The 23,422-nt window shown below is 74.8% G+C and carries 18 protein-coding genes; all 18 read right to left on the minus strand.

Annotation, left to right across the window (positions count from 1 at the left end; all coding sequences use genetic code 11):
- Positions 1 to 262: 262 nt before the first annotated feature.
- The 18 genes from JOF36_RS24705 to mraY all read right to left on the minus strand — a co-directional run bounded on the left by JOF36_RS24705 (position 263) and on the right by mraY (position 23,413).
- Positions 263 to 988, minus strand: a complete 726-nt coding sequence (locus JOF36_RS24705; RefSeq protein WP_210031213.1) for a hypothetical protein — start codon at positions 986 to 988, stop codon at positions 263 to 265.
- A 61-nt stretch (positions 989 to 1,049) separates the two neighbouring features.
- Complete coding sequence (locus JOF36_RS24710; RefSeq protein ID WP_210031214.1) at positions 1,050 to 1,982, minus strand: RluA family pseudouridine synthase; 933 nt, start codon at positions 1,980 to 1,982, stop codon at positions 1,050 to 1,052.
- 3 nt (positions 1,983 to 1,985) lie between these two features.
- Entirely contained in the window at positions 1,986 to 2,528 is a 543-nt protein-coding gene (gene lspA / locus JOF36_RS24715; RefSeq protein WP_210031215.1) for a signal peptidase II, read from the minus strand.
- 56 nt (positions 2,529 to 2,584) lie between these two features.
- Positions 2,585 to 3,388 carry a methyltransferase domain-containing protein gene (locus JOF36_RS24720; RefSeq protein WP_210031216.1) on the minus strand — a complete coding sequence of 268 codons (804 nt, stop codon included), beginning with the start codon at positions 3,386 to 3,388 and terminating at the stop codon, positions 2,585 to 2,587.
- A 96-nt stretch (positions 3,389 to 3,484) separates the two neighbouring features.
- Entirely contained in the window at positions 3,485 to 6,682 is a 3,198-nt protein-coding gene (gene ileS / locus JOF36_RS24725; protein ID WP_210031219.1) for an isoleucine--tRNA ligase, read from the minus strand.
- A gap of 267 nt (positions 6,683 to 6,949) precedes the next feature.
- The gene (locus JOF36_RS24730; RefSeq protein ID WP_210031221.1) at positions 6,950 to 8,290 is read right to left on the minus strand and encodes a hypothetical protein; all 1,341 of its coding nucleotides are present in this window, start codon (positions 8,288 to 8,290) and stop codon (positions 6,950 to 6,952) included.
- Positions 8,291 to 8,376: 86 nt separating this feature from the next.
- Positions 8,377 to 9,234, minus strand: coding sequence for a DivIVA-like cell division protein Wag31 (wag31, locus tag JOF36_RS24735; RefSeq protein WP_210031223.1), 858 nt, complete (start codon positions 9,232 to 9,234; stop codon positions 8,377 to 8,379).
- Positions 9,235 to 9,281: 47 nt separating this feature from the next.
- Positions 9,282 to 9,578, minus strand: coding sequence for a YggT family protein (locus JOF36_RS24740; protein ID WP_210031225.1), 297 nt, complete (start codon positions 9,576 to 9,578; stop codon positions 9,282 to 9,284).
- 3 nt (positions 9,579 to 9,581) lie between these two features.
- On the minus strand, positions 9,582 to 10,346 hold the full coding sequence (locus tag JOF36_RS24745) for a cell division protein SepF (RefSeq protein WP_210031226.1): 765 nt from the start codon (positions 10,344 to 10,346) through the stop codon (positions 9,582 to 9,584).
- A 106-nt stretch (positions 10,347 to 10,452) separates the two neighbouring features.
- Positions 10,453 to 11,196, minus strand: coding sequence for a YggS family pyridoxal phosphate-dependent enzyme (locus JOF36_RS24750; protein ID WP_210031228.1), 744 nt, complete (start codon positions 11,194 to 11,196; stop codon positions 10,453 to 10,455).
- 4 nt (positions 11,197 to 11,200) lie between these two features.
- Complete coding sequence (gene pgeF, locus JOF36_RS24755) at positions 11,201 to 11,971, minus strand: peptidoglycan editing factor PgeF (RefSeq protein ID WP_210036215.1); 771 nt, start codon at positions 11,969 to 11,971, stop codon at positions 11,201 to 11,203.
- A 59-nt stretch (positions 11,972 to 12,030) separates the two neighbouring features.
- The gene (gene ftsZ / locus JOF36_RS24760; protein ID WP_210031230.1) at positions 12,031 to 13,431 is read right to left on the minus strand and encodes a cell division protein FtsZ; all 1,401 of its coding nucleotides are present in this window, start codon (positions 13,429 to 13,431) and stop codon (positions 12,031 to 12,033) included.
- A gap of 326 nt (positions 13,432 to 13,757) precedes the next feature.
- On the minus strand, positions 13,758 to 14,753 hold the full coding sequence (locus JOF36_RS24765; RefSeq protein ID WP_210031231.1) for a cell division protein FtsQ/DivIB: 996 nt from the start codon (positions 14,751 to 14,753) through the stop codon (positions 13,758 to 13,760).
- A 7-nt stretch (positions 14,754 to 14,760) separates the two neighbouring features.
- Positions 14,761 to 16,128 (minus strand): UDP-N-acetylmuramate--L-alanine ligase, encoded by a 1,368-nt coding sequence (murC, locus tag JOF36_RS24770; protein WP_245352532.1) that lies wholly within the window; start codon positions 16,126 to 16,128, stop codon positions 14,761 to 14,763.
- A 47-nt stretch (positions 16,129 to 16,175) separates the two neighbouring features.
- Positions 16,176 to 17,336, minus strand: a complete 1,161-nt coding sequence (locus JOF36_RS24775; protein ID WP_372447409.1) for a UDP-N-acetylglucosamine--N-acetylmuramyl-(pentapeptide) pyrophosphoryl-undecaprenol N-acetylglucosamine transferase — start codon at positions 17,334 to 17,336, stop codon at positions 16,176 to 16,178.
- A gap of 2,302 nt (positions 17,337 to 19,638) precedes the next feature.
- Entirely contained in the window at positions 19,639 to 20,913 is a 1,275-nt protein-coding gene (gene ftsW / locus JOF36_RS24780) for a putative lipid II flippase FtsW (RefSeq protein WP_210031234.1), read from the minus strand.
- Positions 20,910 to 22,397 (minus strand): UDP-N-acetylmuramoyl-L-alanine--D-glutamate ligase, encoded by a 1,488-nt coding sequence (gene murD / locus JOF36_RS24785; RefSeq protein ID WP_307862578.1) that lies wholly within the window; start codon positions 22,395 to 22,397, stop codon positions 20,910 to 20,912. Before murD ends, ftsW begins: the two co-directional genes overlap by 4 nt.
- On the minus strand, positions 22,370 to 23,413 hold the full coding sequence (mraY, locus tag JOF36_RS24790) for a phospho-N-acetylmuramoyl-pentapeptide-transferase (RefSeq protein ID WP_245352536.1): 1,044 nt from the start codon (positions 23,411 to 23,413) through the stop codon (positions 22,370 to 22,372). Before mraY ends, murD begins: the two co-directional genes overlap by 28 nt.
- Between the last annotated feature and the right edge of the window lie 9 nt (positions 23,414 to 23,422).

Genomic DNA, 23,422 nt, shown 5'->3' on the forward strand with positions numbered 1-23,422 from the left:
CGGGCGACGCCTGGCGGGGGCCGCACGGGGTGCCGGTCGGACCCCGCTGCGGGGTCGAGCCGACCGGATCGGTGAGAGACCCAGACTAGCCGCGGGGTCCGACAGTTCCGGCGACGGCGGTGTGTCGCGCCCGACCTCGGCGTGTCGGTCCTGCTCACGGTCCCGCGGGCCGGACGACGGCGTGTCGTGCCGCCCGGACGCCGAGCACCAGGGCCCGGATGCCGCACGCGTTGCGGGGGCCGGTGCGGGAACGAGGTCCGGATCAGCCGGTGGGGACGGGGCCGTCGTCGGGGGGCGGGGTCGCGGCCGTGGTCTGGGCCGGCAGCAGAGGGGACAGCGCGAGCTCCTGCACCGTGGTGGCCGGTGGCGCGGCATGGACCGCGCGGACGTCGGCGCGGGCGGCCAGCGACTCCAGGCCCGCCCGGTCGGCGGTCACCACCAGCGCGATCACGCAGGCGCAGCCGGGCTCGGCGAGCGCGCGCCGTTCGGCGGCGGCGACGGCGGCCCGGCGGGTCAGCGCCTCGCGGGCCTCGGGGTTCGTCGCCCCGCCGACGGCCTGCGCGGTGCGTCCGGCGTCGGCCTCGGCACCGAACGCGGCCCGCTCCCGGGCCACCCCGAGCGCCGCGGCCGGGTCGCCGGTACCGGTGACGGGTTCGAACCGCAGCGCGGTCTGCACCCGGTCGATCGGCACCCGGAACACCGCGGTCCCGACACCCGCCGGTGCCACGGCGGCCGCCGCGGTCGCGTCCAGCGGGCGGGAGAACTGCACCAGCGCCGGCGCGGCCTCCCCCGCGGCCGGGAGCTGGGCGGGCAGCGACGCGAGGTATTCCCGCACGTCCTGCCCGGGGTCGGGGCCGAGCCGTACCGATCCGGTGGCCGGCGGCGGCCCGGTGGACGGCCCGGACCCGGCCGCCCACACCGCGCCGACGAACACCACGCCCAGCACCGCGACGACCACCCACCAGCCGCGGGTGCTCAGCCCCGTCACCGGGGCCCGGCCACGCCCCGCGGCTCCGCGAGGGGCATCGTCGGGGCGGACGCGGCGCGGCTCACGGGTCCCGCAGCGTCTCGAGCGCGGCGGCCAGGTCGTCCGGGTAGGGGCTGGTGTACTCGACCTGGCGCCCGTCGGCCGGGTGCTCGAAGCCGAGGGTGCGCGCGTGCAGCCACTGCCGGGTCAGCGCCACCCGCTTCGCCAGTGTCGGGTCGGCCCCGTAGGTCAGGTCGCCCACACACGGGTGGCGCAGCGCGGAGAAGTGCACCCGGATCTGGTGGGTGCGCCCGGTCTCCAGGTGCACGTCGAGCAGGCTCGCCGAGCGGAACGCCTCCAGCGTGTCGTAGTGCGTGATGCTGGGCTTGCCACCCTGGAGCACCGCGAACCGGTAGTCGTGGCGCGGGTGCCGGTCGATCGGGGCGTCGATCGTGCCGGACGACGGATCGGGGTGGCCCTGCACGACGGCGTGGTAGCGCTTGTCGACGGTGCGTTCCTTGAACGCCCGCTTCAGCACCGTGTACGCGTGCTCGGACTTGGCGACGACCATCACGCCGGTGGTACCGACGTCGAGCCGGTGCACGATGCCCTGGCGTTCCTCGGCGCCCGAGGTCGACAGCCGGGTGCCGAGCGCGGCGAGCCCGCCGGTGACGGTCGGCCCGGTCCAGCCCGGCGACGGGTGCGCGGCCACGCCGACCGGCTTGTCGACGACGACGATCTCGTCGTCCTCGTGCAGCACGACCAGGCCCGCGACGACCTCGACCGGTCCCTCGATCACCGCCGGGGCAGGCGGGTCGGGCAGCTCGATCTCCAGCCACGCCCCGCCCGGCAGCCGGTCGGACTTGCCGGCGTCGCGGCCGTCCAGCTGGACCCGGCCTGCCTCGGCGAGCCCGGCGACGACCGTGCGCGACAGGCCCAGCAGCCGGGAGAGCCCGGCGTCGATGCGCATTCCGTCCAGTCCGTCCGGGACCGGCATGCTCCGCAGTTCACCCATGTCTCAGCCCCGCGTTCCGTCGATCTCGATCCCGCGCAGTGCCATCAGCACCAGCAGGATCCCGCCGCACACGATGCCCGAGTCGGCGATGTTGAACACCGGGAAGACACTCCCGTCCGGGGAGAACGCGGCGAGCATGTCGACGACGTGCCCGCGCATCGGCCCGGGTGAGCGGAAGAACCGGTCGATCAGGTTGCCCAGCGCGCCGCCGAGGACCAGGCCGAGCCCGACCGCCCAGCCGGTGGAGGCGAGCCGGCGCGCGATCCGGATGATGACGCCGACGACGACGACCGCGACGATCGTCAGGATCCAGGTGTAGCCGGTGGCCATCGACCAGGCGGCGCCCGGGTTGCGCAGCAGCGTGAGGTAGAAGAACCCGTCGATCACCGTGACCGGTTCCTCGCCCTCGAGCGTGGCGACGGCGGCGATCTTCGTGATCAGGTCCAGTGCGAGCACGGTGCCGGCGATCCCGGCCAGCAGGAGCGTCCCGCGCCGCCGGACGGCGGGATCGACGGGTGTCTCGCTGGCAGGGGGATCGGCGCTCACGGGCCCGATTATGACGATCGGTCCCCGCCCTCGTACCGGCGGACCGGCTCACCGGGTCAGGGTGACCAGACGAGGGTGACGGCGGCCCTGCGGCGGGGCGGGATCCCCGCCAGCGCCTCGGCGACCTCCGGCACCCGCTCGGCGGGCAGGCACAGCCGCCGGGCCACCCACTCGGGCCCGTGCGGCAGCCGCTGTTCGCGCTCCCAGTGATGCACCCCGGGCTCGATGCCGAACTCCTCGCCGAGCACCGCGACGGCGTCGGCCGCGGTGGCACTCTCCGGCCGGTGCACGTCGTGGAAGTGCGCCCACAGCGGGTCCAGCCAGGCCATCGGGTGCTCGGGCAGCATCTCGACCACGACACCGCCCCCGCCGCCGCGGACCGCGTCGTTCAGGGCGGCGAGGAACGGGGGCAGGTCGACGACGTTGTGCAGCACGTGGTGGCAGAGCACGACGTCGTGCCGCCCGGCCCGCTCCGCGACGTCCGGCCAGCCGCCGTGCACGGTGCCGGACGGGAGGCGCCGCTCGCGCGCGGCCGCCGCGAACGCCCCGAGCATGTCGGCCTGCCGGTCGACCCCGACGACCCGCGCGACCGGTGACGGCTCGGGCCACGCGGCGGCGAAGGCGGCGTCACCGCCCCCGCAGCCGACGTCCAGCAGCGACGCCCCCGCGCAGGTCCGGGCCGCGGCCCGTTCGGCGAGCGCGCGGGCGGCGGTGCGGGACGGGGTGTCGGCAGGGACCGCCGGCGGGGCGAAGTCGGTGGGGACGTGCGTCCACGGGTCGGCCGGGGCCGCGCGCAGGATGTGCTCGGGGATCCCGCGCGCGGACTGGCGTTCCCGCCACCGTGTCGCCGCGACGCCCATGGGGCGAGAGTAGTGGGCCGTTCCACCCTGATCACGGATCGGGAAGCCCCGCGGCCACACATGGCCGTCTCGGTTCCCGACCCGTGATCACAGGCGTCAGGCCTTCGCGACCGCCGCCCGCAGCTCGGCCGACGCGCCGTCGGGGCCGACGACCTGGCCGGACGATGCCGCGCCGTCGGCGGAGCCGTAGGAGACCGCCGTCGCCAGCACCTCGCCCGCGACGAACGCCTCGTGTACCCGCACCGCGTCGAGCACCAGGTCCGGCCCGTCGAGGGTCAGCCCGATCCGGTCGGACACGGCGAGCCCGGCGTCGCGGCGGGCCTGCTGGACGACCCGGACGACGTCGCGGGCGGTGCCTTCCGCGGCCAGCTCCGGCGTGACCGTCGTGTCCAGCACGACCAGTCCGGCGTTCCCGGGCAGGGCCTGCGTCCGCTCGGGGTCGGCGGCGACGAGCTTCTCGGTGAACTCGCCGTCGTTCAGGGTGATCCCGGCGGTGAGGACGGTGCCGTCCGCTTCGCGCTGCCACTCCCCCGCCTTGACCGCGCGGATGCACTTCTGGACGTCGCCGCCCAGGCGCGGTCCGGCGGCCCGGGCGTTGACCGCGATCTCGAACCGGCCGTGCGCGGCGACGTCGTCGGTCAGCTCGACCGAGCGCACGTTGACCTCGTCGCGCAGCAGCCCGGTGAACGGCTCCAGGGCCGCGGCGTCGGCCGCCGCCACGGTGAGCCCGGGCAGTGGCTGGCGCACCCGGACCTTCGACGACTTGCGCAGCGACAGCGCCGCCGAGGCCACCTGCCGGGTCCGGTCCATGCCGGCGACCAGCTCGTGGTCCCGCGGCAGGCCGACGTCCACGGCGTGCGTCGACACCGAGGGGTCCGACCCGCCCGGCCAGTCGGTCAGGTGCACCGACCGGCCACCGGTCAGCCCGCGCCAGATCGACTCGGTGGTCAGTGGCAGCAGCGGCGCGGCGACCCGGCAGGTCACCTCCAGCACGGTGTGCAGGGTGTCGACGGCGTCGCGGCGCACGGCGTCGTCGGCGGACCAGAACCGCTCCCGGGAGCGGCGGACGTACCAGTTGGTCAGCGTCTCGGCGTGCTCGCGGATCCGCTCACAGGCCCCGGCGATGTCGTAGGCGTCCATCGCCGCGGTGACGCCGTCGACCAGATCCGCGGTCTTGGCCAGCACGTAGCGGTCCAGCACGTGCGGCGAGTCGGTCCGGAAGGTGCCGCGCTGCTCACCGGCATAGAGCGACAGGAAGTACCAGGTGTTCCACAGCGGCAGGATCGCCTGCCGGACGCCCTCGCGGATGCCCTGCTCGGTGACGACCAGGTTCCCGCCGCGCAGGATCGGGCTCGCCATGAGGAACCACCGCATGGCGTCGGACCCGTCGCGGTCGAAGACCTCGTTGACGTCCGGGTAGTTCTTGCGCGACTTGGACATCTTCGCGCCGTCGTCGCCCAGGACGATGCCGTGCGCCGAGCAGTTGCGGAACGCGGGCCGGTCGAACAACGCCGTGGCCAGCACGTGCAGCGTGTAGAACCAGCCGCGGGTCTGGCCGTTGTACTCGACGATGAAGTCGCCCGGGTAGTGGTGCTCGAACCAGTCCGCGTTCTCGAACGGGTAGTGCACCTGGGCGAACGGCATCGAGCCGGACTCGAACCAGCAGTCCAGCACCTCCGGGACCCGGCGCATGGTGCTCGCGCCCGTCGGGTCGTCCGGGTTGGGGCGGGTCAGCTCGTCGACGTAAGGCCGGTGCAGGTCGGTCGGGCGCACACCGAAGTCGCGCTCCATCTCCTCCAGCGAGCCGTAGACGTCGGTCCGCGGGTAGCGCGGGTCGTCGGACTGCCACACCGGGATCGGGCTGCCCCAGTAGCGGTTGCGGGAGATGCCCCAGTCCCGGGCGCCCTCGAGCCACTTGCCGAACTGGCCGTCCCGCACGTGCGCGGGCGTCCAGTTGATCTGCTGGTTCAGCTCGACCATCCGGTCCCGGAACTGCGTGACGCGCACGAACCAGGAGTCGACGGCGCGCTGGATGAGCGCGTTGCCGCAGCGCCAGCAGTGCGGGTACGGGTGGTCGTAGGTCTCGTGGCGGAGCAGGACACCCTGCACGTGCGGGTTCGTCCGCTCCTTCAGGTCCCGGATGATCTGCGGGTTCGCGTCGAAGACCTGCATCCCGGCGTACGGCGGCACCTCGACGGTGAACTCGCCGCGGGAGTCGACCGGGTTGGCGACCTCGATGCCGGCCGCGTCGGTGACCTCCTTGTCCTCCTCACCGAAGGCGGGCGCGATGTGCACCAGGCCGGTGCCGTCCTCGGTGGTGACGTAGTCCGCGGCGAGCACCCGGTGGGCGTTCTCGCGGCCGGCGAAGAAGTCGAACGGCGGGGTGTAGGTCAGCCCGAGCAGCTCGGAGCCCTTCATCCGGGCACGCACCGGCGGCTCCTCGCCCAACTCGCGGGCGTAGGCGGCGACCCGGGCCTCGGCGAGCAGCCAGCGCTCCCCGTTCGCCTCGACCACCACGTAGTCGACGTCCGGGTGCACGGCGGCGGCCAGGTTCGAGGGCAGCGTCCACGGCGTCGTCGTCCAGACCAGGGCGAGCGCGCCGTCGAGGTCGGCGTTGCCGGGTGCCGCGAGCCGCAGCCCGACGGTGACGGCCGGGTCCTGCCGGTCGAGGTAGACGTCGTCCATCTTGGTCTCGGTGGCCGACAGCGGCGTCTCGCAGCGCCAGCAGTACCAGAGCACGCGGAAACCGGAGTAGACGAGACCCTTGTCCCACAACGACTTGAACGCCCACATGACGGACTCCATGTAGTCCAGGTCGAGCGTCTTGTAGTCGTTGTCGAAGTCGACCCAGCGGGCCTGGCGGGTCACGTAGTCGCGCCACTCACCGGTGTAGCGCAGCACGGAGGTACGGCACGCCTCGTTGAACGCGGCCACACCCATCTCTTCGATCTCGGACTTGTGCTTGATGCCGAGCTGGCTCTCGGTCTCCACCTCGGCGGGCAGGCCGTGGGTGTCCCAGCCGAACCGGCGCTCGACCCGGTGCCCGCGCTGGGTGCGGTAGCGCGGGATCACGTCCTTGACGTAGCCGGTGAGCAGGTGCCCGTAGTGCGGCAGTCCGTTGGCGAACGGCGGACCGTCGTAGAAGACGAACTCGTCGGCCCCGTTCTCGCCGGCGGGGCGCTGCTCGACCGAGGCCCGGAAGGTGTCGTCGGCGTCCCAGGAGGCGAGCACGTCCTGCTCGAGCCGGGGGAACGTCGGATGGGCGGGGACCTCGGGATACCCGGTGTCGCTCACGGCTGCTCCTCGTGCGATGTCCGTCTCGCACGGGGACGACACCGGCCCGTTCGGGCCGCGCCGCGGTACCACCCCGCTTGCGCCCGCCGTGGCGCGCGCCTCTCGTTCAACGGCGATGACGGGCCGCTCCCGTCCGGTTCTACTCGGGCCCAGCCCTCGGGTGGCTGCGGCCGTTTCTTCCGGAGGCTCCCCGGTGATGGCCGGATCGGTGCCTGTGGAATCAGGGTAGCGCGGGCGGGCTCGCGAATATTCCGCAGCCCCGCGCGGCTACCGGACCTGAGCCGGGTGCCGCTCGGCGAGGGTCCGGTTCGGCGAGCACCAGCCGCACGGGGTGAACCCGAGCTCGACCGCCTCGCTGACCGGCAGCGGGATCACCGCCCGGCCGGACAACGCCCGGCAGGTCTGCACGTGGTAGCGCGGGTGCTCGTCGATGACCAGTACCTCGTCGGGCAGCCGGGCCACCACGTTCGCCGCCGTCGGGTCGCGGGGCTCCTCGGGGGCCTCCCCGTCGACCGGCGCCTGCGTGGTGTCGGCAGCGCCGCCCTGCGCCGGGGCACCGCCGGTCGGGGGTGCGTCGCCCCCGCCACCGGACGGGTCCGGCGATCCATCGGTGCCCGCGCCCGCCACCGCTGCGGTCACACCGGCGCCTGCCGGGGGGCCCGCCGTGTCGGCGGGCCGGCTCTGGTCGGTGCCCTGCGCCGCCGCCGGGACGGCCGTCGTGGCTGCCGCCGGTCCGCCTCCGGCGTCCGCACCGGTCGCGGAGGTGGCAGTAGACGTGGCCGTGGTGGCCTCGCCGGGCCGGCCGTCACCGGCCGGGCCCTGGGCCCGTTCGCCGGAGCCCGCCCCGAATCCGGGATCGTCACCGGGGCTCCGGTCGGAGCCGGCCGCAGCACCGGCCGCGGCTGCACCGGCGGTCGCGGCCCCGGCCGCCGTCGCGACCGTCACGTCGTCGTGCCGGCTCCCGCCGGGATCTCCCGGCGCGGACCCGCCTGCATCGGCCCCCGTGGTGTCCGGGGCACCCTCGCCGCCGGCCACCGGCCCGGAGGTAGTGGGGTCACCCGCCGGAACCGCGCTGCCCTGGCGGGGAACAGCACCGTCCTCGGCATCGTCCGGGCGACCACCGACCGGCGCACCGGATCCGGCTGAGCCGGATTCGGCTACGGAGAGTGACGAAGAACCACCCGGACGGGAAACGCCGGGCGGTCCCTGTGCGGAGCCGGACGGCCGGACGACCGGCATCTGGATGGTCGGTTCGGACGCGTTCGCGGCGTCCGGCGACGTTCCGGCCGCCCCCGCGGGACGTACGGAGCCGCCGGCGCCGCCGGTCTCCGGGCGGACGACCGGCAGCACCTGCGTCGCCGGTTCCATGTCCGGGCCGGAGCCCGCCATCGCCCGCTCCGGCGGGGCACCGATCGCGGCCCCGCCGCTCTCGGACCGGTCACCGGCCCGCACCGCGGACCGGGTCTGCCACCAGTCGTAGAGCAACGCGAGGCCGGCGAGCAGGCTGATGCCCACCGACGTCCAGGCCAGTGCCACCACGTGCAGGAACCATCCTGCGAGCAGTAGCACCAGCGCGATGACCACGAGGATCAGGACCAGCACCAGCATCGGCGAACTCCGTCGGTCGGCAGCGGCACCCGGCCACTACCCGGTCGTCGTCGGTCGTCTCGGGCGCGCCATCGCGCGCCCGAGCGTCAGCTTCCGGTGTCGGCCCGCTGGCCGTAACCGGAGGCGGCATACCCGCCGTTCGAACTCGACCGGTTGGCAGTGCTGCCGGAGCTGTCCGACGGAGCGGCCGACCCGCGTCCTTCCAGGTCGCGCAGCTGCGACTCCAGATAGGTCTTGAGCCGGGTGCGGTACTCCCGCTCGAAGGTGCGGAGCTCGTCGATCTTCTTCTCCAGCACGGACTTGTCGCGCTGGATGGCGCCCATGATCTCGTTCTGCTTGCGCTCGGCCTCGCTGACCAGGCCCGAAGCCTTGTCCCGCGACTGCCGCTCGAGCGTCTCGGCCCGGCCACGGGCGTCGTTGAGCATGGTCTCGGAACGCGTGCGGGCGTCGTTGACCAGGCCGTCGGACTTGGTGCGCGCGTCGGAGAGCAGCTGCTCGGACTTCGTCCGGGCGTCCGACAGCATCGTGTCGGCCTCGTTCTTGGCCTCGGCGGTGAGCCGGTCGGCCATCTCCTGGGCCAGGCCCAGGACCTTGGCGGCCTGCACGTGGTGGTCGCCACCGTCGGAGTCGGAGGCGCCGGCCAGCTGCGGTGCCGGCGCACCGACCCCGCGGCCCATCGGAGTGGGCGAGGCCTGTTGCAGCGCCTGGGTCTGCGCCGGAGCCGGCTGGCTACGGGCCTCCTCCAGGTCGGCCTCGGCGTCGCCGAGGCGCTGCTCGAGCTGCGCGACCTGGTCGCGCAGGTCGTCGTTCTCACCGATCAGTCGGGCCAACTCGGCCTCGACCAGATCGAGGAAGGCGTCGACCTCGTCCTCGTTGTATCCCCGCTTCCCGATCGGGGGTTTGCTGAACGCGACGTTATGAACGTCGGCGGGCGTCAGCGGCATCGGATCACCTCATGCGGTCCTCGGCGGCACTCCCGGGTGACTGGGGCTCATCCCAGGAGCTGTGATCTGACGGCGGTCATCGCGATGAACACCACCAGCACCAGCACCATAATCGACAGGTCCAGTCCTACGCCTCCGATGCGGACGACAGGAATCACTCTCCGCAACAACTTGACCGGAGGATCGGTCACGGTGAAGACGACCTCGAGCGCCACCGCGGGCGGTCCGGCGGGATGCCACTGGCGGGCGAACGAGCGGACCATCTCGACGACGATCCGGGCTGCGAGCAGCAGCCAGAAGAAGAACAGGACGTAATAGACCAGGAAGCCGATGGCGGTGGACACGGCTCAATCCTGTCGGAAAGCTCCGCGCTCGGCGAGCCTGCGCGCGTCGTCCGCGGACACCTCGACGTCCGCGGGGGTGAGAAGGAACACCCGGTCGGTGACCTTGTCGATCGAGCCGCGGAGCGCGAACGCCAGGCCGGCGGCGAAGTCGACCAGGCGCTTCGCTGCCGCGCCGTCCAGGTCGGTGAGGTTCATGATGACCGGCACACCGTCGCGGTAGCGCTCGCCGATCGTGCGCGCCTCGTTGTAGCTGCGCGGGTGCAGCGTGGTGATCGAGGCCGGCGCGGCGGCGGCGCGGTCGCGCTGCTCGGGCACCGCCGACGGGACCGGTGCGACCGGCGCCGAGCGCTCCTCGCGCAGCGGTTCCCGGGAGGGGGGTCCGAAGGCGTCCGGGTCCATCGCGAGCGATCCCCGCACGGCCGCTCCGGGGCCGCCACCGATGGGTGTCGGGGGCGCTCCCCGGTCTCCGGGGAGCGACGCCATGTCCCGCTCACCGCGCGGATCCTGCCGCACGGCGCGCGCCGAACGGACGGGTTCTCGCGCCGTACGGGCGCCCCAGCCGTCGTCGTACCCCGCGGGGACGTCGTAACGGTCGTCGGGGTAACCGTCCGGGTCGTTGAAACGGCCCCCGGCGCCGGACCAACGGTCACCGCGCGGGCCGGGCTGCTGCTCGCGGCCACCCCGGAAGCGCTCCGGTTCGTCCGCGTAGTCCATCTCGTCGGCCGGGACCATGCCGAAGTAGGCCTTCAGCCGGTACATCGCGCTCATCCGCTGTCCCCTCGCAGTACTGCTCGACTCCGTACGCGCACCCAGGCACGCACCCGCGTTCTGGCGACGGTCTCGCCGATGGCCCGGTACCCGCACCGACCAGCGATTACTCTGAGGCTATCCGGCGTTCCCCCACCAGGGCCGTACCGACACGCACCACTGTCGATCCGTGGTCGACGGCGACCTCCAGGTCGGCGCTCATCCCGGCCGACAGCTCGGTGGCCCCCGGATGCCGTTCCCGGACCCGCCGGGCCGCCTCGGCGATCTCGGCGAACGCCCGCTCCGGCTCCCGGTCCAGCGGCGCGACGGCCATCAGGCCTGCCAGCTCGAGGCCGGGCAGGTCCCTGACCAGGTCGGTCAGCTCGTCGAGGCCGTCATCGGGGACGCCGCCGCGCTCCGGGTCACCGTCCACGCTGTACTGGACGAGGACCGGCAGCGGCCCGGATCGCTCGCCCCGGTCCCGGGCCTTCGCGACCTCCTTGTCGATCGCCCGGGCCAGCCGCGGCGAGTCGACGGACTCGATACACGTCACCCACGGGAGCACCGCGCGTACCTTGTTCCGCTGCAGCCCGCCGACGAAGTGCCAGCGCAGGTCTGCGCCCGGGCGCAGGGCCGTCACCTCCGCCACCTTGGTCGCCGCCTCCTGGGCGCGGTTCTCGGCGAACCCGGTGAGACCCAGGTCGATCAGGTCGGCCACGTCGGGGGCGGGCACGGTCTTCGTCACCGCCAGCAGGGAGACCTCGTGCGGGTCCCGCCCCGCGGCCCGGCACGCCGCGTCGAGGCGTGCGCGGACGGCACCGAGCCGTTCCTTCAGGTCCGCCGTGCGTTCGGGAGGGTTGGAGTCGGCCACGCCGTCATCGTGCCGCGCGGGGCGGGGTACGGCGAGCGTCGCGCGCGTCACGCGGGTCCAGCCAGGTGATCGCGGCCTGCCGGCCGCAGCGACCCTCACGGCGGTGGCTGTACAGGTCGGGGTCCTCGATGGTGCAGCGCGGGTCGGTGCCGACCCTGGTGACGCCGAGGTCGGCGAGCCGGCGGGTCAGCCCGGCCCGCAGGTCGAGTCCCGCGGTCCCGGTGCGGGTGGTCGACGCGCTGCCCGGCAGGGCCGCCTCGACCTCGTCCCGCATCGCGGCGGGCACCTCGTAGCAGCTCCCGCAGACGGCGGGGCCGAGGAGGACCTCGAGCCGCTCGGTGGTGGCGCCGAGCGCCGTCATCTGCTCGACCACCGCGTCGAGCACACCCGACGCGGCACCGGACCGACCGGCGTGCGCGGCCCCGACGACACCGGCGCGGGCGTCGCCGAGCAGCACCGGCACGCAGTCCGCGGCCAGCACGGCGATGCCGAGCAGCGGCACGTCGGTCACGACGGCGTCGACGTCCGGGATGTCCGGGGCCACCCCGCCGGAGCCGGGCCGGGCACGGGGTGGCTCGCGGAGCACCGCGACGTCACGGCCGTGCACCTGCCGGAGGAACACCAGCCCGGACAGGCCGAGCTCGCGAACCACCCTGGCCCGGTTCCCGGCGACGTCCGCGGGGTCGTCGCCGACGCCGAGGGAGAGGTTGAACCGGGCGAACGGGCCGCTGGACCGGCCGCCCGCCCGGGTGGTCATGACCCTGCGGACGCGCAGGCCCGACGGTGTCGGATCGACCGGTACGGCGGGCGGCGTCGGATCGACCGGCACCGCGGTCAGCGCCGCATGAACGGCGGGACGTCCACCTCGTCCTCGACCTGCTCCTGGGCGGGGCGGGCCGGCGCCGACGGGGTGTGGCCGCCGTGCGTCGCCGCGCCCGGGCCGGCCGCTGCGTCGGGCCCCGGGGCTGCGGGGGCGTCGGAGCGGATGTCCGGCTGGCGCGGCGCGGGTGCGGCCTGCTGGGCCGGGGGCAGCGTGCCCGTCCGCTCCGGGGCGGGCGGAACCGAGGTGGGCAGGTTCGGCGTGGTCTGCGCGCTCGCCTGGTCGCGTGCACCGGAACCGTACGCGGTGCCGCCGCCCTGGACCGGCGCCTGCGCCTGCGGGTTCTGCGGCGCGGGCTGGGTCTGCTGGACGGGCGCCTGCTGCTGGGCCTGCTGCTGCTGCGCCGGCTCGGCCGGCTTCTGGGTGCCCTGGCGGAAGACCGCCGGCTCCAGCTTCTTGTGGGTCGGCGTGCCGCCCTCGAAGCCGGCTGCTATCACGGTGACGCGCACCTCGTCGCCGAGCGAGTCGTCGATCACCGTCCCGAAGATGATGTTCGCCTCGGGGTGGGCGGCCTCCTGGACCAGCGACGCCGCCTCGTGGATCTCGAACAGGCCGAGGTCCGAGCCGCCCGCGATGGAGAGCAGTACTCCCTGGGCCCCGTCCATCGAGGCCTCGAGCAAGGGCGAGTTGATCGCCTTCTCGGCGGCCTGCACGGCGCGTCCCTCACCGCGGGAAGACCCTATTCCCATCAGGGCCGACCCCGCTCCGGACATCACCGACTTGACATCGGCGAAGTCCAGGTTGATCAGGCCCGGGGTGGTGATCAGGTTGGTGATGCCCTGGACGCCGGAGAGCAGCACCTCGTCGGCGGAGCGGAAGGCGTCCATCAGGGAGACGCCCACGTCGCCGAGCTGCAGCAGCCGGTCGTTCGGGATGACGATCAGGGTGTCGCACTCGTTGCGCAGCTGCTGGATGCCCTCTTCGGCCTGGCCGGCGCGGCGCCGGCCCTCGAAGGTGAACGGGCGGGTGACGACGCCGATGGTCAGCGCGCCGAGCTTGCGGGCGATCGCCGCGACGACCGGCGCTCCGCCGGTGCCGGTGCCGCCGCCCTCGCCCGCGGTCACGAAGACCATGTCGGCCCCCTTGAGGACCTCCTCGATCTCCTCGGCGTGGTCCTCGGCGGCCTTGCCGCCGACCTCCGGGTTCGCACCGGCGCCGAGCCCACGGGTGAGCTCGCGGCCGATGTCCAGCTTGACGTCGGCGTCCGACATCAGGAGGGCCTGGGCGTCGGTGTTCACCGCGATGAACTCGACGCCCTTGAGGCCGACCTCGATCATGCGGTTGACGGCGTTCACGCCGCCGCCACCGATGCCGACGACCTTGATCACGGCCAGGTAGTTGTGCGGGGGCGTCATGCGCGGCACCTTCCAGTCGCTCGGGGGTCCGGTCCAGCTCCGGGTGCCCCGGGCCTTCACGGTGGAACGCTAAGTCGCTCACCTGCCCGGGTCCAGCAGGCGCGCCGCGCGCCGACAACACCCCGCCCGGGTGGTACATGGTTCCCGGTCACGTGAAACGCGCACCGTGGCCGGGTCGTCACGCTACGCCGACAGGTCCCAGGGCCGGGCCGGGGGCGGCGGGCCGGTTGGGCCGCACGGCGCCGGTGCCGGGGCTCCGGCCGGGTGAGCCGTAACCGCCGTCCGGGTGGGGCGCGACGCTCGATGGTGGTGCGCGGGCGGGAGCGTCACCGGGCGCGGACGGTGACCAGGGCGGGACTCGACACGTCGTAGACGGCGCCCTCCCGGCTGAGCAGCGGTTCCAGGACCGCGGCGCGCTGCGGGGTGGCGGCGGTGTCGGCCCAGGGCCCCCACAGCACCCGGCGGTCGTCGGTCAGACCCAGCTCGAAGGTGCTGCCGCCCTCGCCGAGCGACAACGTCTGCACCTGCTCACGGACCGGCTCCGGCAGCGCCTGCAGCACGGCGACGGCGGCGAGCGTGGCCGGGTCGTCCGGGGCGACGGTCGGCAGCTGCAGCCGGGGCAGCCGGACGTCCGGCGGCGCGGCGCGGTAGGCGAACCCGCTCACGTCGATGAGCTGGAGCCCCTCGGGCGTCTCGGCCAGCGCGGCGGGGGTGCGTTCGGTGATCGCGACCGACAGCGTGTCCGGCCAGGACCGCCCGACGTCGACCGCGGCCACGCCGGGGATCGCGGAGACGCGGGCGGTGACCGCGCCGGTGTCGACGGCGGCCAGCGGGATGCCCAGGTCGACGGCGACGGCGTCCTCGACGTCCTGGACGGGGATCTGCCGGGTGCCGGTGACCGCGACCGACGCGACGCCCGGACCGTACTGGGCCAGCGCCCACCAGCCGGCGGCCGAGAGCCCGATCAGCATGACGACGACGGCCGTGAGCAGTGCGAACGCGCGCCGGCGCCGGTAACGCGGGTCCCGGGTGCGGTTCTGCTCGGCGGTTCGTGCGGCGGCGCGCTCGCGGACGGCGACCGCAACGGTGTCCCGCCGGCCGGTGCGCCGGCGCCGGCTCGTCGGCTCGGACCCCTCCGACCGCTCCGACCGCTCGGCTGCCCGGCTCTCCCGGATCCGGCGGGCGCGCTCGGCGGCGCGCCGCTCCTGGTCGGGGGTGCGACGGGCGCCCCCGGCCGGGCCGTCGCCGTCGCCGTCGTCGCTGCCCATCGAGCCCCCGTCCGTGTCCTGGGCCGGGCGCGGTGCCGCGCCCGGGCCCGTCATCTCCCGTTCAGTCCCCGCCGCCGGCCAGCTCGCGCAGGATCTCCGGGCCGAGCACGGTGACGTCCCCGGCTCCCATGGTGATCACCGTGTCGCCCTCGACGGCGAGCGCCGCGATCGCCGCGGGGGTCCGCTCCCAGGACGGTGCGCGGTGCACCCGCTCGGCAGGCAGCCGTACCTCGTCGGTGATCAGCGCCGGTCCGACACCGGGCTCGGGGTCCTCCCGGGCACCGTAGACGTCGAGCACCATCACCTCGTCCGCGAGCGACAGCGACGCGCCGAACTCGCGCGCGAACAGTCGTGTCCGCGAGTAGAGGTGGGGCTGGAAGGCGACCAGCACCCGTCCGCGCCTGCCGTGCGCGACCGGCGCGGCCTCGCGGGCGGCGCGCAGCGTGGCGGCGACCTCGGTGGGGTGGTGGGCGTAGTCGTCGTAGACGGACACGCCGCGGACCCGGCCCTTGAACTCGTAGCGGCGCTGCACGCCGCCGAACCCGGCGAGGCCGTCGAGCAGCGTGGCCGGGTCCTGGTCGACGGCGACCCCGGCGAGGAACGCTCCGAGCGCGTTGAGCGCCATGTGCTCCCCCGGCACCGACAGGACCAGCTCGTGCTCGGCGCCGGCCCGGCGGAACGTGGCGCGGGAGCCGGTGCCGTCCGGGGCGAAGTCGAGCAGGCGGGCGTCGCGCGGGCCGATGGCGGTGCGGCCGTAGCGCAGCACGGTGATCCCGGCCCGCTCGGCATGCACGGCGACGGCCTCGGAGCCCGGGTCGTCGGCGCAGGTGATGAGGGTGGCACCGGGGACGAGCCGGTCCAGGAAGCGTTCGAAGACGGCGCGGTAGGTCGCCTCGTCGCCGTGGTGGTCGAGGTGGTCGGGCTCGACGTTGGTGACGACCGCGACCGACGGGGCGAACGCGGTGAAGGAGCCGTCGCTCTCGTCGGCCTCGACGACGAACACGTCCCCGGAGCCGTGGTGTGCCCCGCTGCCCGACACCGACAGGTCCCCGCCGATGGCGAACGACGGGTCGGCGCCGGCGTGCTGCAGGGCGACGGTGATCATCGAGGTCGTCGACGTCTTGCCGTGCGTCCCGGCGACGGCGATCAGCCGGCGTCCCTCGGTGAGGGCCGCGAGCGCGACCGCCCGGTGGACGACGGCGAGTCCGCGCGCCCGGGCCTGGGCGAGCTCCGGGTTGGTCTCCCGGATCGCGGTGGACACGACGACGGTCGGCGGGTCCTCCCCCGCGGCCTGCAGGTGCTCGGCGTCGTGCCCGATCTCGATGCGGGCACCGAGCGCGCGCAGCGCGGTGACGGTGCGGGACTCGCGGGCGTCGGAGCCGGAGACGGTGACGCCGCGGGCCAGCAGGATCCGCGCGATGCCGCTCATCCCGGCACCGCCGATCCCGATCAGGTGCACATGCGTGCCGAGACCGTTCACCGCCCGGCCACCTCCATCACGATCCGGGCCAGCTTCTCGTCGGCCTCGCCGTGCCCGGCCGCCTTCGCCCGGCGGCCCATCGCGAGCGCCAGGTCCGGGTCGGTGAGCATCGGGATCAGCTCGTCGATCGCGCGTTCGCCGTTCATGTCCTCGTCCTGTACGAGCTTGCCGCCGCCGGCCTGCACGACGGGGCGGGCGTTGAGCGCCTGCTCCCCGTTGCCGTGCGGCAACGGGACGTAGACGGCGGGCAGCCCGACCGCGGTCAGCTCGGCGACGGTGGTCATCCCGGACCGGGCCAGTACGACGTCGGACGCCGCGTAGGCCAGGTCCATCCGGTCGATGTAGGGCATCGGGAAGTAGCCGGGCCGCGGATCGGCCGGGGTGCCGTCGCGCCCGTAGGCGTGCAGCACCGAGATCCCGCGCCCGGTGAAGGCGGGCAGGGACTCGGCCACGGCCTCGTTCAGCGTGCGGGAGCCCTGGGAGCCGCCGAAGACCAGCAGCACCGGCCCGTGCGGCGGCAGGTTGAAGTACGTCCGGGCCTCCGGGCGCAGCGCGGCCCGATCCAGGGTGGTGATCGTGCGGCGCAGCGGCATCCCGACGACCTCCTCGTTCGCGAGCCCGGTACCCGGTACCGCGGTGGCCACGGCCGCGGCGAACCGCGCCCCGACCTTGTTGGCCAGGCCGGCGCGGGCGTTCGCCTCGTGGACGACGATCGGCACCCGGCCGCGGGCGCCGAGGTAGGCGGGCAGCGAGACGAACCCGCCGAACCCGACGACGACGTCCGCCTCCACCGACTCGAGCACCTCGCGGACCCGCCGGACGGCGCCGAGGACGTTCCCGGGCAGCTTCAGCAGGTCGGCGCTGGGCTTACGGGGCAGCGGCACCGGCGGGATCAGCTCGAGCTGGTAGCCGCGGGCCGGGATCAGCTGAGTGTCCAGACCCTTCTCGGTGCCGAGCGCGGTGACCCGGGCGCCCGGGACGAGCCGGCGGATCGCGTCGGCGACGGCGAGGGCCGGCTCGATGTGCCCGGCCGATCCGCCGCCGGCGACGACGACGGACAGCGCGCCCGGCGCGGAAGCCGGAGCCTGCTCACCCGCCGGACGGGTGACGGCCGGGGGGAAGGCGCGGGTGCCGTCCTGGTCGGGAGCGCCGGGCACACCCGGGCCTCCGGGCGCTCCGGGTCCACCCGGCGCACCCGGGCCGCCGGGCGCCCCGGGCATGCCGGGTCCGCCGGGCATGCCCGGTCCGCCAGGCATGCCGGGTCCGCCGGGGACACCCGGTCCTCCTGGGCCGGCCAAGTTCGCGGGGCCGTTCGGTCCCCACTGGCCGGGCCTCTGCTGCTGCGGGCCCGGGCGGCCGGGGTGACCGATCTGGCCCTGCTGGCCCTGCTGGCCCTGCTGGCCCTGCTGGCCCTGCTGGCCCTGGAAGGGTGGCCGACCACCGAACGGGGCCTGCGCACCGGGGTGGGGTGGCTGCGGACCGGTCGGGTCGGGAGTTCCCGGCTGCCCCGTGGGGCCGGGTTGTTGTGCGGACTGCGGCGGCCCTGCCCACGCCTGATCGGGCCGGGGCCGGTTCGGCTGCTGGCCCTGCTGTCCCGGTCGGCCCGGCTGGCCCGGCTGCTGCTGACCCGCCGGCTGCTGGCCCGGCTGTTGCTGCGGGCCCGGCTGCGGCTGGCCAGGCTGCTGCTGGCCCGGGCCGGCCTGCGCTCGACCGGCCTGAGGCCGGCCCGGCTGCGGTTGCGCTACCTGCTGCTGTCCCGGCTGCGGCTGACCGGACGGCGCACCGCCCGGCTGCGCAGACGCCATCGGCCCGGGCTGTGCGAACTGGTGGGCCTCGTCCGGGGAGGTCCGGTTCGGCCCGCCGACAGGCGCCTGGGCTCCGCTCGAGGCGATGTCACCGGGCCGTCCGCCGGGCGCGGGCGGACCACCGTGTGCCCCGGGCACCGGACCGGAGCCGGGTCGCGGTCCGGTCGTGGGGAGCGCGGCGGTGGCACCGGCCGGGCCGCCCTGTCCCGGGCTGCCCTGTGCCGCACCCTGCGGGCCGGTCGCCGAGACGCCGCCACGCTGCTGCGCTCCGGCGGACCACGGGTCGGTGAACAAATCGGAGGCCTCGCCGGGAGTCCGCGGCGCGGTGCCCGGAGCGTCCGGCTGCCGCTCGACCGCGGACTGCGAACCGGTCCCGGATGCGTCGGCGCTGGTGGTACGCGGGCCGATCGCCGCCGCGCTCCGCGGCTGCTGTGCAGCGCCGGCCTGCGGCCCGGGCGCCGACGGTTCCGCGGCGGCGCCACGGTCCGGACCTCCGGAGCCACCACCGCGGGCCGAGGCACCGTTCGCCGGGCTGCCGTTCGCAGGCGCACCGTTCGCCGCGTCACCGTTCGCGGGCGTGCCGTTCGCCGGCACACCGTTCACCGGCCCGCCATTCGCCGAGCCACCATTCCCAGGCCAACCGTCCGCCGGGCCGCCATTCGCAGGCCCACCGTTCGCCGCGCCACCGTTCGCAGGCCCACCGTTCACAGGGCCACCGTTCGCAGGCCCAGGGTTCGCGCCACCGAGCGCCGGGCCACCGTTCCCCGGCCCTTGCGCACCGTGCGGCCCGGACCCCACCGCTCCCGGGTTCCGCGGACCGGAAGGCGTGAACAGCCCGCCCGGAGGCATGGCGCCCGGAGGCATCGGGCCGGACGGCTGAGCAGGACGGGACGACGGCACACCCGGCGGAACCCCCGGGCCACCGGGCCGCGACGCCGGACCGTCCCCCGGCCCGCGGTGGTCGTCGTCGCGGGCGGCGCCGGCCCGGGTGACACCGTTGCGGCCGGTCCCGTTGATCCCGCCGCCGTTGCGTCCGGCACCGTCATGCCCGGCACCGTCATGCCCGGCGCTGTCATGCCCGGCGCTGTCATGCTCGGCACCGTCGCGTCCGGCCCCGTTGCGACCGGCACCGTTGCGACCGGCACCGTTGCGCCCAGGACCGTTGAGACCGGCACCGTTGCTCCCACCCCGCGGATCGTCGCCCGCCACGGGAGATGCCCCCGGCCGGCCACCGCGCGCGTGCGGATCCCATCCCGTACCGGGCAGGCGCTGCGGTCCACGCGGCCCGCGCTCCTCCCCCGCCTGGGATCCAGCGGACGCGTCCGGGGCGACATCGGGGCCGCCGGGCACGTCACCGGGGACCTCCAGCCGCTCGGTGGCCGGGGCGTCCGGCGCAGGCCGGCCCGGCCACGACCCGGGAGCGGCCTCGTCGGCCGGGGTACCGAACACGACGCCGTCCGGCTCGACCGCGGGCCGGCTCTCCGCCGGACGTCCCATCGTCGGTCGCCCGCCGGTCGCGCCCGGCTGGGCCGCACGGTCGTCGCGGCCCGTGCCGCCGTCCCCCGTGCCGCCGGTCTGATCCGTGCCCGTCACGCTCTCGTGCCCCTCGCGTCGTCCGACTTCGTCCGGTCCCCTGCGGGGATCTCTCAGGTCCTCATCGCGCCGCCCACCGTGACGCCGGACCCGGCGCCCGGTAGGGCTGCGGGAGCGGGAGCCGCAGCAGCTTCGCCACGCGCCCCTGCCCGTCCTTCCGGAGCGCGGCGATCGCCTCCGGCTCGTGCCGGGCCGCATTGGTAATCAGCCCGAACAGGAACATGGTCACCACCAGCGAGGTGCCGCCGGAGGAGATCAGCGGGAGCTGCAGCCCCGTCACCGGCAGCAGCCCCACGACGTACCCGATGTTGATCGAGGCCTGGACGACCAGGCCCGCCGTCGAGGTCGCGACCACGATCCGCAGCCACGGGTCGACGTTGCGCGCCGCGATCCGCATGCCGGTGTAGGCGAGCGTCGCGAACAGCCCGAGCACCGCGAACGCGCCGACCAGGCCCAGCTCCTCGCCGATGATCGCGAAGATGAAGTCGTTGTGGGCGTTCGGCAGGTAGTCCCACTTCGCCCGGCCCTGCCCGAGGCCCACGCCGAACAGGCCACCGTCGGCCAGCGCGTACAACGCCTGCGTCGCCTGGTAAGCCGGGCCCAGCGGGTCCGCGGTGGACGGCGACAGGAACGCGGTGATCCGGCTCACCCGGTACCCGGCGGTGAGGCCGAGGATCACCGCGCCGGCCAGCCCTCCACCGGCGATCAGCGCGAGCAGCTTCACCGGCGCCCCGCCGAAGTACAGCAGCGCGAGCATCACGATCCCGATCGAGACCGTCATGCCGAGGTCGGGCTGCAGCACCAGCAAGGTGAAGATCACCAGCGTGACCGGGACGACCGGGTTCAGCGCATGCTTCCACCGGTGCATCACGGCGCGGCGGGCGACCAGGACGTGCGCCCCCCACAGCGTCAGCGCGATCTTCACCATCTCGGACGGCTGCAGTGACACCGGCCCAAGTGCGAACCAGGACCGGGCGCCACCACGGACCGCGCCGATCCCGGGGATGAGCACCGCGACCAGCCCGATCACCCCGATGATCAGCATCGCCGGGGCCAGCGCCCGCAACCTGCGCGGCGGTACCCGCAGACCGACGTAGAACAGCACCATCCCGACGCCGCAGAACATCAGCTGCCGGGTGAACACCGAGTACGACGAGCCGCCGGTCACCGACGACGCCGACAGCACCATGACCAGCCCGAACAGGGTCAGCAGGCCGAACACGCCGAGAGTCAGGTGCAGCGAGGTGAGCGGGCGTCGCAGCCAGCGCCGCAGCCGTCGCACCCCGCCCTGGACGCCGGCCGCGACCGTCCGCGCGGCGGGGGCGGCCGGGCTCACCGCGGCGCTCCGTCGATCGGGGCACCGTCGATCGGGGCACTACCGGATCGGGCGGCGAGGCCCGCGACGGCCGCGGCGAACGCGTCACCGCGGTGGGCGTAGTCGCGGAACTGGTCCATCGACGCGGCCGCCGGAGCGAGGAGCACGACGTCGCCGGGCCGGGCCATCCCCGACGCGCGGCGGACCGCGCCGGGCATGGGGTCCTGCTGGTCGGAGGGCACCATCGGCCCATCGTCACCCGGTCGGGCCTCCTCGACCGGGAGGCCGGGGGCGTGTCGCGCGAGCGCCTCGACGATCGGCGCACGGTCCGTCCCGATGACGACGATCCCGGCCAGCCGGTCGGCGTGCGCGCCGGCCAGCGCCCCGAGCACGTCCGGCGCGACGCCCTTGAGCAGCCCACCGACGACCCAGACCGCCCGTGCGCCGGGGCGGCGGGCGGCGATCGCGGCCAGCGCCGCGTCGGCGGCGTGCGGGTTGGTGGCCTTGGAGTCGTCGAGGTAGGTGACGCCGTCGTGCTCGCCGACGGGCGCACTGCGGTGCGGCCCCGGGGTGAACGACGACAGCGCCGCGGCGATGTGCGCGGGCGCGACGCCGTACGCACGGGCGAGCGCGGCCGCGGCGAGGGCGTCGGTGATCCCGGGCGGCCCGGGCGGGACGATCGCGTCGGCGGCCACCAACGGACCTGCACCGAACGCGCGGTCGACCAGCATGCCGTCGGCGACACCGAGCTGGTCCGGCCCGGGCTCGCCGAGCGTGACACCGACCCGGCGGGCGGCCGGGGCGCCGGGGAGCAGGCGGGCGGCGCCCGGGTCGTCCACACCGGCGACGGCGACGTCCCCGACCAGCGCGCGGGCCTTGGCGGCCGCGTAACCGGTCGTCCCCCCGTGCCAGTCCAGGTGGTCGTCGGCCACGTTGAGCACCACGCCGGCGGCCGGGCGGATCGAGGGCGACCAGTGCAGCTGGAAGCTGGAGAGCTCGACCGCGAGGACCTCGTGACCGGCCGCCACGGCGCTCACCACCGGGTAGCCGATGTTCCCGCAGGCCGTCGAGGCCAGTCCGGCCGTGCGCAGGACGGCGGCGAGCATCTCGGTGGTCGTCGTCTTGCCGTTGGTACCGGTGACCACCAGCCAGGCGGGCGGGTCCTCCCGCAGGGCGCCGAGGCGCCACGCCAGCTCGGGCTCCCCGATCACCTCGGCTCCGGCCGCCACCGCGAGCCCGACCAGCGCGTGGTCGGGGCGGCGCCCCGGCGAGGTGACGACCGTGCCGACGCCGCCGGGCAGCCCCTCGTCCCGCCAGGCACGAACCCCGTCGGGCAGCGCGTCGAGCGCGGCCGGCGAGTCGTCCGAGACGTACACCCGGGCACCCAGGTCGCGCAGCGCGACGGCGGCGGCCAGCCCGGAGACCCCGGCGCCGGCCACCAGCACGGGCCGGTCCACGAAGGACCTGGACGGCGCCGTCACGCCGAACCCGATGCCGCGAGCCACTCGCTGTAGAAGATCCCCAGCCCCATCGCGGCGCAGATCGCCGCCAGCAGCCAGAACCGGATGATGACCGTGGTCTCGGCCCAGCCGGCCAGCTCGAAGTGGTGATGGAACGGGGCCATCCGGAACAGCCGTCGCCGGGCCGTGCGGAACACCAGGATCTGCAGCGCCACCGACAGTGCCTCGACCACGAACACTCCGCCGATCACGACCAGCAGCAGCTCGGTGCGGGTGACCATCGACAGGCCTGCCAGCAGCCCGCCCAGGGCCAGCGATCCGGTGTCGCCCATGAAGATGCGGGCCGGGGCGGCGTTCCACCACAGGAAGCCGATGCACCCGCCCATCGCGGCCGCGGCGACCAGGGCGACGTCCAGCGGGTCGCGGACCTCGTAGCAGCCCGCAGACGCCGCGAGCGCGCAGTTGTTGCGGAACTGCCAGAACCCGATGATCACGTAGGTGCCGAGCACCATCGCCGCGGTGCCTGCGGCGAGGCCGTCGAGGCCGTCGGTGAGGTTCACCGCGTTCGACCAGGCCGCGACGATCAGGTTGCACAGCACCACGAACCCGACGACGCCGAAGCTCAGCACGGCGATGTCCCGGACGAACGACAGGCTCTCCGAGGCCGGGGCCAGGTTGCGCTCGTTGGTGAACCGGACCGCGAGCACGCCGAAGACCGTCGCCGTCAGGACCTGGCCGACGATCTTCGACGTCTTGTTGAGCCCGAGGTTGCGCTGGCGGCGGATCTTGAGGAAGTCGTCGATGAACCCGACCAGGCCGAGTGCCGTGGTCAGCAGCAGCACCAGCAGGGCCGACGCGGTGATCGGCTCCCGGGTGAACGCGTGCGAGCCCAGGTAGCCGACCCAGATGGCGATCAGGATCGCCACGCCGCCCATCGTCGGCGTGCCCCGCTTGGACTGGTGGCTCTGCGGCCCCTCCTCGCGGATCTCCTGCCCGAAGCCCTGCCTGGCGAAGAACCGGATCAGGTACGGCGTGAGCAGGATGGACACCGCGAGCGCCATGCCCGCGGC

It is taken from the genome of Pseudonocardia parietis (assembly GCF_017876315.1).
GTDB classification, from domain to species: domain Bacteria; phylum Actinomycetota; class Actinomycetes; order Mycobacteriales; family Pseudonocardiaceae; genus Pseudonocardia; species Pseudonocardia parietis.

Coding starts and splice junctions, on each gene's coding strand:
- JOF36_RS24710 (WP_210031214.1), bottom strand. CDS start 1,982: ATGGGTGAACTGCGGAGCATGCCGGTCCCGGACGGACTGGACGGAATG.
- JOF36_RS24720 (WP_210031216.1), bottom strand. CDS start 3,388: ATGGGCGTCGCGGCGACACGGTGGCGGGAACGCCAGTCCGCGCGCGGG.
- JOF36_RS24730 (WP_210031221.1), bottom strand. CDS start 8,290: ATGCTGGTGCTGGTCCTGATCCTCGTGGTCATCGCGCTGGTGCTACTG.
- wag31 (WP_210031223.1), bottom strand. CDS start 9,234: ATGCCGCTGACGCCCGCCGACGTTCATAACGTCGCGTTCAGCAAACCC.
- JOF36_RS24745 (WP_210031226.1), bottom strand. CDS start 10,346: ATGAGCGCGATGTACCGGCTGAAGGCCTACTTCGGCATGGTCCCGGCC.
- ftsZ (WP_210031230.1), bottom strand. CDS start 13,431: ATGACGCCCCCGCACAACTACCTGGCCGTGATCAAGGTCGTCGGCATC.
- JOF36_RS24765 (WP_210031231.1), bottom strand. CDS start 14,753: ATGACGGGCCCGGGCGCGGCACCGCGCCCGGCCCAGGACACGGACGGG.
- murC (WP_245352532.1), bottom strand. CDS start 16,128: ATGAGCGGCATCGCGCGGATCCTGCTGGCCCGCGGCGTCACCGTCTCC.
- mraY (WP_245352536.1), bottom strand. CDS start 23,413: ATGGCGCTCGCGGTGTCCATCCTGCTCACGCCGTACCTGATCCGGTTC.